An 11125-nucleotide genomic window follows, 5' to 3' on the forward strand; every position below is an offset into this window, starting at 1 on the left:
GGCATGAAACCCGGCATGGCGAAACCGAAGCTCGACTTGATCATGCGGACCTCGCCGACGGCGCCGGACTTGATCAGCTCGACCAGCTTCAGGGTCTGCGGGTGCAGCCGGTACATGAAGGCCTCGCCGAGGAACGTGCCGGCCTTGCGCGCGGCGTGCATCATGGCGTCGGCTTCGAAGGCGGTCAGCGCCAACGGCTTCTCGCATAGGACATGCTTGCCGGCCTCGGCCGCCTTGATCGCCCATTCGGCGTGACCGGGATGCGGGATCGAAATGTAGACGGCGTCAACGTTGGGATCGGCGAGCAGCGCCTCATAGCCGTCGAGGATGCGCGCGCCCGGAAAGGTTTCGGCGAGGCCTGGTTTGGCGGGATTGCGGGCGCCGATCGCCACCAGCTCGCCGGTGCGCGACCCCGCCACGCCGCCGGCGAAGGATTTGGCGATGCTGCCGGGCCCGAGAATGCCCCAGCGGATTTTCTTGGATGTCATGTCGAATGCTCCATGGGTCACCGCCATGCCTGGCATGCCGGAAAAGAAAATGTGCGGGTCAGCGGATCCGCGCGCCCTTCTTGTCGAAGAGCAGCGCGCGTTCCGCCTTGATCGAAACCGTGAAATGGTCGCCGCCGGCGCGCTGCCGCGAGGCCTCGCGTTCGACGATCAGCTCCTCGGGTCCGGCATTGGCGTAGACATAGCTCACGGAACCCAGATGCTCGGCGACGTCGGCCTTGACCGGAATGTCGCAATCGCCCTCGCCGGCCTCGTAGAAATGTTCCGGCCTGACGCCGAGCACGACCTCGGCGCCGACGGCTGGAAAGGCTTCGCAAAGCGGCTTGCGCAACCGCGCGCCGCCATGGTTGACGAGCTCGATGATCGCGGCGCTGTTGGACGTCTCGACAACGTTCGCCTTGAGGAAATTCATCTTCGGCGAGCCGATGAAGCCGGCTACGAAACGGTTGGCCGGGTCGTCATAAAGGTCGAGCGGCGCGCCGATCTGTTCGACATTGCCGGCCTTCAGCACCACGATGCGGTCGGCCAATGTCATCGCCTCGGTCTGGTCGTGCGTCACATAGATCATGGTGACGCCGAGCTCCTTGTGCAGGCGCGATATCTCGACCCGCATCTGGACTCTGAGCTCGGCGTCCAGGTTCGAGAGCGGTTCGTCGAAGAGAAAAACCTGCGGCTCGCGCACGATGGCGCGGCCGATGGCGACGCGCTGGCGCTGGCCGCCGGACAATTGCTTCGGCCGCCGCTGCATCAATTCGTCGATGCGCAGGATCTCGGCCGCGCGCTTCACACGGCGCTCGGTGTCGGCCTTCGGATTGCCGTTCATGCGGAGTCCGAAGGAGAGGTTCTGTTCCACCGTCATATGCGGGTAGAGCGCGTAGGACTGGAACACCATGGCGATGCCGCGGTCGGCCGCCTCGACATCGTTCATCACCTTGCCGCCGATGGCGATGTCGCCGCCGCTGATGTCCTCCAGCCCGGCTATCATGCGGAGCAGCGTGGACTTGCCGCAGCCGGAGGGGCCGACGAAGACGACGAACTCGCCGTCGGCGACGTCGATGTTCGCGCCGTGCACGACCTCGAAGTTGCCGAAGCGTTTTATGACATTGGTGAGGGTGACGGCCGCCATTGCGCTCCTTCCTACTTGACCGCGCCGGCGGCGATGCCGGCGATGAAATGGCGCTGCAACAGCACGAAGACGATGAGCATCGGCACGGTCAGCATCACCGCTCCGGCCATGATGCCGCCCCAGGACACCTTGGTCAGGCCGATCAGCGTGCCGAGCGCAACCGGCGCCGTCATCGCGCCGGGCTGGCTGTTGATCAAAAGCGGCCAGAGATAGTTGTTCCACGAGGCGAGGAAGAGGATGATCGCCAAGGCCGCGAGCATCGGGCGGGCCAAAGGCAGCGCCACGAAGAGGAAGATACGCCATTCCTTGACGCCTTCGACGCGGGCGGCGTCGAACAATTCGGCCGGCATCATCGAGAAGGCCTGGCGCATGAAGAGCACGCCGAGCGAATTGAACAGCGGCGGCACGATCAGCGCGATCCAGGTGTTGGCCAGGGCGAAGTCGCGCGCCACCATGATGAATTGCGGGATGAGCACCACCGCATAGGGAAGCGTGATGGTGCCGAAGATGATCGCCACGACCGCGCCCTTGCCGTGGAATTCGTAGCGCGCCAGCGCCCAGCCGGCCATCGAGGTGAGCAGCACCGAAAGGATGGTGTAGGTCACCGCGACCGAGACCGAGATGCCGATGGCGCCGATGAAATTGGTGTCGCGCTGCAGATTGGCGACATTGTCGAGGAAATTGTCGTGCGGCAGAAGCTCGATGCCGGGGCTGAAGATGCCGTTGTCGGGCATGGTGGAGAACACCACCATCATCCACAGCGGGAACAGCCAGACCAGCGCCAGCGGCGTCAGGAAGAGATGCAGGGCGATGCTGCGCCCGAGCCGTCGTTGCGAACGCGAGGTCATCTCGGCTCCCCCGTCATTTCGGGTCCCTCGTCAGCCAGAGCTGCACCAGGGTGATCGCGATGGCGAGCCCCGCCATGGTGTAGGCGACGGCCGAGGCGTAGCCGAAATTGAGCGACCGGAAACCCTGGCGGTAGAGCAGCAGCCCCAGCGTCTCGGTGCCGCCGCCCGGCCCGCCGCGCTCGGTGATCAGGAAGGGCTCGGTGAAGAGCTGCATGGTGCCGATGATCGACAGCACGGCGCAGAACACGATGACGGGCTTGAGCAGCGGAAGCGTGATGTAGAAGAACTGCTTTAGTTTGCTGACACGGTCGAGCGTCGCCGCCTCGTAGACGTCCTCCGGGATCGACTGCAGGCCGGCCAGGATGATGATGGCGTTGTAGCCGGCCCAGCGCCAGGTGACCGCGATCATGATCAGCGCCATGGCCGGCGTGACGTTGGAGAACCAGTCGATCTTGGCCAGGCCGACGCTCTCCAGGAGCTTGTTGACGATGCCGAAATCGAGGCTGAACATCAGCCGGAACACGGCCGAATAGGCGACCTCGCCGACCACCACCGGAGCGAAGAAGGCGAAGCGGTAGAGGCCGCGCGCCTTCAAGAGCGGCGAGTTCAGAAGCACCGCCATGACGATCGCCAGCGCAATCATCACCGGCACCTGGATGACCAGGATCAGCAGCGTGTTCTTCAGCGCGTTGTAGAAGGCGGGGTCGCCGACCAGGCGGCCCCAGTTGAAGGCTGGCGCGAAGCGCCACGGCACGGTGCGCGTCGCCTGGAAGGAGATCAGGAAGGACGAGATGATCGGCCAGATCCAGAAGATGGCGAAGATCAAGAGATAGGGCGTGAGGAAGCGGTACGCGGTGGCGTTCTGCGTGCGCATCGGCTTCCTCCTTTCTCTGTCTTTCCCTTCTCCCCCTGCGGGAGAAGGTGGCCGCGAAGCGGCCGGATGAGGGGTGTTCCAGCGGAGTGAGACGTTGGCATTCCCTGGAACACCCCTCATCCGTCTCGGCGCTGCGCGCCGATCCACCTTCTCCCACAAGGGGAGAAGGTAAAAAGCGGCGCCTACTTAACCGGCAAACCTGTCGCGGCGGCGATCTGCTTGGCGGCGTCGTCGAGCGCGGCCTTGGCGTCGGGGTAGCCGTTGGCCAGATATTTGGTTTGCACGGCGCGCAGGATGATCTCGGCGTCGCTCTGGAATTGCGTGCCGCGGCTCGGCACCACCTTGGGCAGCGTCGCCAGGATGTCCTTCCACACCGGCTGGCCGCCCCAATATTCCTGACCCTGTGCGACGTAAGGATCGTCGAGCGCCGAGACCAGCGACGGCACCAGGCCGAAATCCTTCAGCATGGTGATCTGGCCTTCATTGGTCTCCAGCGTGTATTTGAGATAGGCGTAAGCCGCCTCCTTGTTCTTCGAGGCCGAGGTGATGGCCAAGGACGAGCCGCCGAGATTGGCGGCGCGCGGGCCGTCGGCGGTCAGGCTCGGCATCAGGTAGACGCCCCATTTGCCGCTTTCCTTGGGCGATTCGGTGCGGATCGTGCCCTCATACCAGCCGCCATAGACCTGGCTGGCGACGGTGCCGGCGGTGTTGTTGGTGATCTTGGTCGACCAGTCGGCCGACGAGACGATGCCGGCGTCCTTCATCTCCTTGACCTTGGTCATGGCGTCGACGCATTTCGGCTCGGCCACGGTGATCGACTGGCCGTCCTCGGCGAAATAGCCGCAGCCCTGCTCGTTGGAGATCATGCGGAAGAATTCGGTGTCGCCGTTGAAATCGGCATTGGTCATCGACACGCCCGGATTGGCGGCCTGGATCTTCTTGCCGGCGGCGATGAAATCGTCCCAGGTCTTGATCGAGGCCGGGTCGACGCCGGCCTTCTCGTAGAAGTCGCGGCGATAGAAGACGGCGACCGGGCCGGAATCCCAGGGCATGGCATAGGCCTTGTCGCCGACTTCGAGCTCGGTCCGCTTGAAGTCGGGGAATTTCTTCTGATCCTCCGCCGTGTAGCCCAGCGTGTGCAGGTCGACGAAGCAGTCTGGGAACTGGCTCCAGTAGTTCTCCGCCTCGCCGTTCTCGATCGAGACGATGTCGGGCAGGCCGACGCCGCCGGCGGCGCAGCCGGCGATCGACTTGTCATAGGTCGGCTGGTTGCCGAGGTCCTGAACGGTGACCTTGATGTCGGGGTATTTCTTGTTGAAGCCCTCGACCGTCGCCTTCAGCGACGAGGCGGCGATGTTCCAGCTCCAGATGGTGATCTCGCCGGACTGCGCCAGGGCCGGGCCGGAACCCAGGGCAAGCATAAGCGCGGCGCAGGTCAGTGTAGTGCGCATTGAAATCCTCCCATTTCATTTGCTCTCTCACTGTGAGCGTGGCTAGACTATGCGGCGCGGAAGGCTTGTCCCCGTCGAAGGGAATAAGAAGTTGGCGGAAAGTAAGATGCCGGAGCGTCCGTTCTACCAGCCCGGCGCGAGCAGCGTCGAAGGACTGCCGCTCATGCTGCAGATGTTCCACAACCACCCGCTGGTGATGCTGAAGCCGCATTGGCACGCCCAGGTGGAAGTGAACTTCATCGTCCAGGGATCGGTGCATTACCGCATGGCCGAGCACGAGATCGCGCTCTCGGCCGGCGAGATGTGCCTGTTCTGGGGCGGCCTGCCGCACCAGATGGACGACCTCTCCGACGACGCGATCTATGCCGGCGCGCATCTGCCTCTGGTGCATTTCTTCCGCCTGCATCTGCCGGCCGACATACGCCACCGGCTGATGACCGGCGCGACGCTGGTGACCGACGCCACCGACCAGTCGGATAACGACAATTTCAAGCGCTGGAACGAATATGCGCGCTCGGGCGATCCGGCCAGGGCCGAGCACGCCGTCAACGAGCTGCTCCTGCGGCTCGAGCGGGTGCGTTTCGAGCCTTACCGGCTGGTGCCGGAAAGGCTGGCCGGGCAAGGCGCCGGCAATGCCTTCGACCAGCAGTCCTCGCGCAATGTCGGGCGCATGTGCGATTTCATCGCCGAGAATTTCCTCTACGACATCGACTGCGTGACCATCGCCGCGGCTGCCGACATCCATCCCAAATACGCGATGAGCCTGTTCAAGAAATCGACCGGGATGACGCTCAACGAATATGTCAACCTCTTGCGCCTGAGCTACGCGCAGGCGCTTCTGATGCATGAGGATGCGAATGTCTTGAGGGTCGCGATGGAATCGGGCTTCGGCTCGCTCAGCGCCTTCAACAAATCGTTCCGCAAGCTCGCCGGCATGTCGCCTTCCGATTTCCGCAGGGCGGGCGCCGCGCGGTAAGATGGTCGTCATTCTCGAGCGGAGCGGGAAGCGAAGCTCCGTCACGGAGACCCTAGAATGAAGACGTTGGGGCTTCCCGGGCTCGCACAGCCGGAAAGCTGACGGTCACGCCGAGACCCGGATTGCGGTCCTCCAGCGTTATCTCGGCGCCATGCAGGTCGGCCACCGCCTTGACGAGGCTGAGGCCCAAGCCGCTGCCCGGAGTGGTGCGGCTGGCATCCAGCCGGTAGAGCCGGCGGAACACCTTTTCGCGCTCCTCGGCGGGGATGCCCGGGCCGTTGTCGCGGACGTGAATGAGGACGTGGCCGCCTCCGCCGGTCACCGACAGCTCGATCGCGGTGCCCGGCGGGCAATGCCTGAGCGCGTTCTCGACCAGATTGGCCAGCATCTGCATGAGCAGGTCGCGGTCGCCGTGCACATACCATTTCGTACCCGGAACGATCGTCGTGGACAGGGACTTGCCGTCGTCCTCGGCGACATCGGCATAGACTTCGCCGATGGTCTCGACGACCGGCCCGACATCGAGATCGACGAAGCGCGCCTTGCGGGCGCCGGCCTCGATCTGGGCGATGCGCAGAAGCGCGTCGAACGTGCTGTTGATCTGCTGGCTTTCGGCGCGGGCGTCGATCAGCTCGGTGGAGACATCCTCACCCGACACCGTCTTGTCGGCGGCGGATTCCAGGATCATCTGCAGCCGGTTGAGCGGCGTCTTGAGATCATGGGCGATGTTGGCGCTCACTTCGCGCATGCCGTCGACCAGGGCCGACAGGCGCTCGAGCGCCGCATTCACCTGGGCGGAGACGGCGTCGATGTCGTCGCCATTGCCGATCAGCGGGATGCGCGCGTCGAGCCGGCCATGCGAGACGTCGACCATGGTGCTGGCGATGCCGTCGAGGCGCCGCTGGACCCGCGAGGCAAGCACGGCGCCGCCGCCGATCGCCAGGACGGTGATGAAGAGCGTCGCCCAGCCGAAGCTCATCAGCACGATCCTTTCGAGATCCTCGGTTTCCGAGAGCGAGAAGGCGACCGTCAGATTGTTGTCGCCGACCGTGCCTGAGTAAGCGCGGTATTCGGTGCCCGCCGGCACACCCGGCAAGTCGGCGGCGAACATCGAAAAGCCGTCCGGCAGGCCGGCGGCGGCGAAATCCCCGGCGAGGCGGTTGCCGTTCCGATCCGTGAGGGAAAAGATCTCGTCCTTGTCCTGGCTGAACTGGGCATGGTCCCTGACGGTGGAGACGAGATCCTCCTCGTCGCTCTCGGCATGGGTCGCGGCGATGAGGGAGTAGGTCTCCTTGATCGACTGGTCGAGCTGCCTGGCAAGCGAGGCGCTCATCAGTTGATAGACGACCGCGCCGGACAGGATGAAGGCAAGCAGGAACAGGAAGGCGAAGGTCAGCGCCAGCCTGAACGGCGTGCTGCGCAGCAGGCGGGAGCGGGCCTCGCTCATCCCAAACTCATGACCGGCGACGCGCCGATCCCGGAGCCGCGCATGCGTTCAAACCTCCTGCGGCAATTCCAGGAGAAGCGCATAGCGGTTTTCCATCCGGAATTGCGTGAAAACAGAGAGTTAGAGCAGGTCGGCGAATCTATCAAATGCCGAACCGCTTCAAGCGGGAACATGCAGGCTGTAGCCGGTGTTGCGCACGGTGTGGATCAGCGGCACGTCGAAGGGCCTGTCGACCTTGGCCCTGAGCCGGCTGATATGCGTCTCGACGACGCTGGTCTTGGGGTCGAAATGAAAATCCCAGACGCGCTCCAGCAGCATGGTGCGGGTGATGACGCGGCCTTCGCCGCGCATCAGCACTTCGAGCAGGCTGAACTCGCGCGGCTGCAGGTCGATCGGCTGGCCCTGCCGGGTCACGCGGCGCTGGATCAGATCCATCTCGAGATCGGCGACGCGCAGGGCCGTCTTCTGCTCCTGCGCCGCCGGCCGGCGGCCGAGCGCGTTTATGCGGGCAAGCAGTTCGGAAAAGGCGAAGGGCTTGACCAGATAGTCGTCGCCGCCCGCTTCCAGGCCCTCGACGCGGTCGTCGACGCCGCCGATCGAGGTCAGGAAGATGGCCGGCGTATGGATGCCGGCGGCGCGCACCGCCTTGATCATCGACAGGCCGTCGAGGCCGGGCACCATGCGGTCGGCGACGATCACGTCATAGGCGTTGCGGGTCGCGGCGAAGAGGCCATCATGGCCGTCGCGCAGCAAATCGCAGACATGGCCGGCCTCGGTCAGTCCCCTGACGATATAGTCGGCGGTTCTCGGATCGTCCTCAACAAGCAAAAGTCGCATCGCCCCGTGCTGTCCTTGCCGCCTCAACCTCACCGGCATGGTAGCGCCGGCTGCGGCTTTTTCCAGGCCGGCCTCTGTGTCCTCGTTTGCTCTAACCATCTGTTTTTACGCGTTGCCGGAGCGAAGACCGCTACACATTCTTGCGAGAGCCGTTTTAGCGACAGGCACGACGCGGCTGCCGCCCTCAACGATCGCGATGGGCATTCCGGCCAATCTCCAACGCATGCCGCCAGCCAACGCAAACAGAGCCGACGGTCAAAATCCCTGTGCAGTGCTTTCAATCGAGCAGGGCCTGTTCGTCCTCGTCGATCAGCCTCTTCAGCGTCATATAGAGAACGATGACCACGATGCAGCCGAGGAAGGTCAGGCTGGTGAAGGTGGTGCCGAAGCCCATGCCGCCATATTCCGCCGGCTGCGAAAGCAGGTCGCCGAAGGAGGCGCCGAACGGCCGGGTGAGGATATAGGCGAGCCAGAAGGCGAGGATGCCGTTGAGGCCAAGGAAGAACCAGGCAAGCGCGATCGCCGCGATCACGCCGCCGAAGATGAGGCCGGTGGTGAGATAGCCGAGGTCGAAGCGCTCGGCCACCAGATCGCCGGCAGCGGTGCCGAGCGAGAAGGTGAAGAGGATCGCCAGCCAGTAGAAGATTTCGCGCCTGGTGGTGAAGATGGTATGGATCGACAGGGTCTTTTCGCTAGCGTACCAGGCGATGAAAGTCAGCGCCAGCACGACCGAAAAGACGATGGTCGTCGTCTCCAGCCGCACGCCGAAATTGTCGACGAGATTGTCGGTGACCAGGGTGCCGACGATGCTGATCAGGACGACGGCGAGCCAGTAGGCCCAGGGCACGTAGCGTTTCTGCGCAAACTGCAGAACGAGCGCGACAATCAGGATGCCGGTCATGATGAGCGACGTGACGGTAAGGCCGAGGCCGAGATTGACGGCGAGATAGTCGGCCGCGGTCTCGCCCATGGTCACCGCCATGATCTTGATCAGCCAGAAATCGACGGTGACGTCCGGGACCCGGTTCAATTCGGAATCGTGTTCAACGATTGTTGCGGTCTTGGCGATGTTCATTTCCGGGCGATGTCCATTTCCGGCCCCTCCGCCGATCACTTGCCGACAATCTTCATGGCCTGGGCGAAGAAGTCGTCGGCGCGCTTGTCGTCGTCGGCGTTGCAGCGCTCGATGCCCTTGGTCTCCAGCTCCGAAACCTTGTTCTTGTCGGTATCGTTGAGCGTCGCCTTGGCTTCGGCGGCGCGCAGGTCCTTCAGCGCGGTCTCGCAGGGCGGAGCGGCAACGGCCGAAGCCATGGGGGCGGCGATCGCGGTGGCGGCAAAGGCGAAGGCAAGGGCAAATCTGTTCATGATCCTATCCTGACGGCGATGATCCATTCGCCGCCCGAAAATTGCGTTTGGCGGCGATCGTCAGGCTAGGCAGGCGAATTCACCGCAGCCTGTCCGCACCCTTACAAATTCGTAAGGTCGGCCAAAAAAATCCGTCGGGTCTCGTCATTGCGCGGCGGAAGGGCTAGAGAAGCCTTGGCGTCCCCGTCGGCGCCGGAGCGGTGAGCAAGAATGGCCTACACGTCCCTCAAATCGGCGCCGAAAGCGTTCGACCAGCACAAGCGCCTGATCGTCGTTCAGGTGGCCGCCGTGCTCGCCCTGATCCTGCTTCTGTTCAGCAAGCCGGCGCTGGCCGAAGGCTCGGACGGGCACGAGATCGTCGAGACGATCGGCTTCGCGATGGTGCTGATCTGCTTCCTCGGCCGGCTGTGGAGCATCCTCTTCGTCGGCGGCAGGAAGAATGACGAGCTGATCGTCTCCGGTCCGTTCTCGATGACCCGCAATCCGCTCTATTTCTTCTCGACCGTCGGCGCGGCCGGCATCGGGCTGATGTTCGGCTCTGCGCTGGCGGCCGTCATGCTCGGCCTGGCGAGCTTCCTCGTCTTCCGCTTCACCGCGCGCAAGGAGGCCGAGTACCTCGCCGGCAAATTCGGCTCCGCTTACGCGGCCTATGCCGAACGCACGCCGTCCTTCTGGCCGAATCCGCTGCTTTACCGCGACGAGGCGCAGTGGCTGTTTTCGACGAGCGCGCTGCGGAACACGTTCCGCGACGGGCTCTATTTCCTGGCTTTGTTCCCAATCATCGAGGCGGTGGAGTATGTCCGCCTCAGCGGTCACCTGCCGACGCTTTTCACGGTCTATTAGTTGCGCGGCGCGAATTTGACCGGTCGGTTCCGTTTGCGTTGGCATGCCTTGGAGATTGGCCGAAACGCCCCTCCGTTCGTCATCCACGGGCGGAGCAAGGAGCGAAGCGACGCGCGCAGACCCGAGGATCCATTCCGTGACTTCGAGGCGTCACAGCGACGCAGACCTTGGCGCTGCAGCGCCAGCGGTATGATCCTCTTTTCTGCACCGCTGCGTTCCACGGCCAAGGTCACGGAATGGATCCTCGGGTCTGCGCTCCGCTTCGCGTCGCTCCGCCCGTGGATGACGATCGCGATGTACGCTTCAGCCAATCTCCAGCGTTTGCGCTGATTTGGGTGAGCGCAAACGCCGGTCAGCGCGCCTTGCCGCGCGCGGCGCGGCGCGTGCTTTCCAGAAGAATTGCCAGGCAGCCGGCGAGAAGCAGGACGCCGCCGACGAGCGGCGGCAGCGCCAATAGCTTCACCGCGGCGGCGATCAGCGCGATCAGGATCAGCGCCAGCAACGCCAGGCTGCCGTCGTCGACGAACATGCCGATCAGCTCCTTGAAGACAAGACGGATCACGCTCATCGGGCAATTCCTTCAACGGGCGCGGAGTAAACGCCGCGCAGCCAGCGCACGATGGCGAAGGACGCGGCGGCAATGACGGCGAAGATGGCGAGCAGAGCGAGGTCGGCGCCCGGCCATTCGGCGCCGAGGCCCTCGCCGGTCCAGAACACGCCGAAGCTGGTCAGCATCAACCCGACGACGAATTTCAACGAATTTTCCGGCACGCGCGCCAGGGGCCGGTGCACGGCGAGACCGATCAGCATCACCAGCACGAAGGCCGCCAGCGCGCCGAAGCCGGCATAGAG

General features: G+C 64.1%; 12 protein-coding genes and 1 pseudogene. 2 read left to right on the forward strand and 11 right to left on the reverse strand.

Annotated elements, in window-relative coordinates; genetic code table 11:
* From EOD07_RS08840 to EOD07_RS08860, 5 genes are all read right to left on the reverse strand, one after another.
* Nucleotides 1–488 (reverse strand): Gfo/Idh/MocA family oxidoreductase (locus EOD07_RS08840; protein WP_164772134.1); only part of this gene is annotated, 488 nt, incomplete at its 3' end.
* A gap of 58 nt (nt 489–546) precedes the next feature.
* A complete protein-coding gene (gene ugpC, locus EOD07_RS08845) occupies nt 547–1632 on the reverse strand; it encodes a sn-glycerol-3-phosphate ABC transporter ATP-binding protein UgpC (RefSeq protein WP_127235145.1) in 1086 nt (361 codons plus the stop codon).
* 11 nt (nt 1633–1643) lie between these two features.
* Entirely contained in the window at nt 1644–2480 is an 837-nt protein-coding gene (locus EOD07_RS08850; protein WP_127235146.1) for a carbohydrate ABC transporter permease, read from the reverse strand.
* A gap of 13 nt (nt 2481–2493) precedes the next feature.
* Nucleotides 2494–3354: a sugar ABC transporter permease gene (locus EOD07_RS08855; protein ID WP_127235147.1), complete on the reverse strand. Its 861-nt coding sequence runs from the start codon at nt 3352–3354 to the stop codon at nt 2494–2496.
* A gap of 182 nt (nt 3355–3536) precedes the next feature.
* Nucleotides 3537–4805, reverse strand: a complete 1269-nt coding sequence (locus EOD07_RS08860; protein ID WP_127235148.1) for an ABC transporter substrate-binding protein — start codon at nt 4803–4805, stop codon at nt 3537–3539.
* 106 nt (nt 4806–4911) lie between these two features.
* On the opposite strand from EOD07_RS08860, the gene EOD07_RS08865 reads away from it, so the two are divergent.
* Nucleotides 4912–5781: a helix-turn-helix domain-containing protein gene (locus EOD07_RS08865; protein ID WP_040988016.1), complete on the forward strand. Its 870-nt coding sequence runs from the start codon at nt 4912–4914 to the stop codon at nt 5779–5781.
* A 52-nt stretch (nt 5782–5833) separates the two neighbouring features.
* Here the strand turns inward: EOD07_RS08865 and EOD07_RS08870 are convergent, their stop codons facing one another.
* The 4 genes from EOD07_RS08870 to EOD07_RS08885 form a co-directional block, all read right to left on the reverse strand.
* A complete protein-coding gene (locus EOD07_RS08870) occupies nt 5834–7228 on the reverse strand; it encodes a HAMP domain-containing sensor histidine kinase (protein ID WP_127235149.1) in 1395 nt (464 codons plus the stop codon).
* Nucleotides 7229–7387: 159 nt separating this feature from the next.
* Entirely contained in the window at nt 7388–8065 is a 678-nt protein-coding gene (locus EOD07_RS08875) for a winged helix-turn-helix domain-containing protein (protein WP_127235150.1), read from the reverse strand.
* 277 nt (nt 8066–8342) lie between these two features.
* Entirely contained in the window at nt 8343–9140 is a 798-nt protein-coding gene (locus EOD07_RS08880; RefSeq protein ID WP_127235151.1) for a hypothetical protein, read from the reverse strand.
* A 35-nt stretch (nt 9141–9175) separates the two neighbouring features.
* On the reverse strand, nt 9176–9430 hold the full coding sequence (locus EOD07_RS08885) for a hypothetical protein (protein ID WP_127235152.1): 255 nt from the start codon (nt 9428–9430) through the stop codon (nt 9176–9178).
* Nucleotides 9431–9640: 210 nt separating this feature from the next.
* Between EOD07_RS08885 and EOD07_RS08890 the strand changes: the two genes are divergently transcribed.
* Nucleotides 9641–10273, forward strand: a complete 633-nt coding sequence (locus tag EOD07_RS08890; RefSeq protein ID WP_127235153.1) for an isoprenylcysteine carboxylmethyltransferase family protein — start codon at nt 9641–9643, stop codon at nt 10271–10273.
* Between the two features lie 352 nt (nt 10274–10625).
* Here the strand turns inward: EOD07_RS08890 and EOD07_RS08895 are convergent, their stop codons facing one another.
* Together EOD07_RS08895 and EOD07_RS08900 are read right to left on the reverse strand one after the other, a co-directional pair.
* Nucleotides 10626–10841 (reverse strand): hypothetical protein, encoded by a 216-nt coding sequence (locus tag EOD07_RS08895; protein ID WP_127235154.1) that lies wholly within the window; start codon nt 10839–10841, stop codon nt 10626–10628.
* Nucleotides 10838–11125: pseudogene (locus tag EOD07_RS08900) on the reverse strand (hypothetical protein); the annotation flags it as partial. The pseudogene EOD07_RS08900 and the gene EOD07_RS08895, both read right to left, overlap by 4 nt.

The sequence above is a fragment of the Mesorhizobium sp. M2C.T.Ca.TU.002.02.1.1 genome (genome assembly GCF_003997225.1).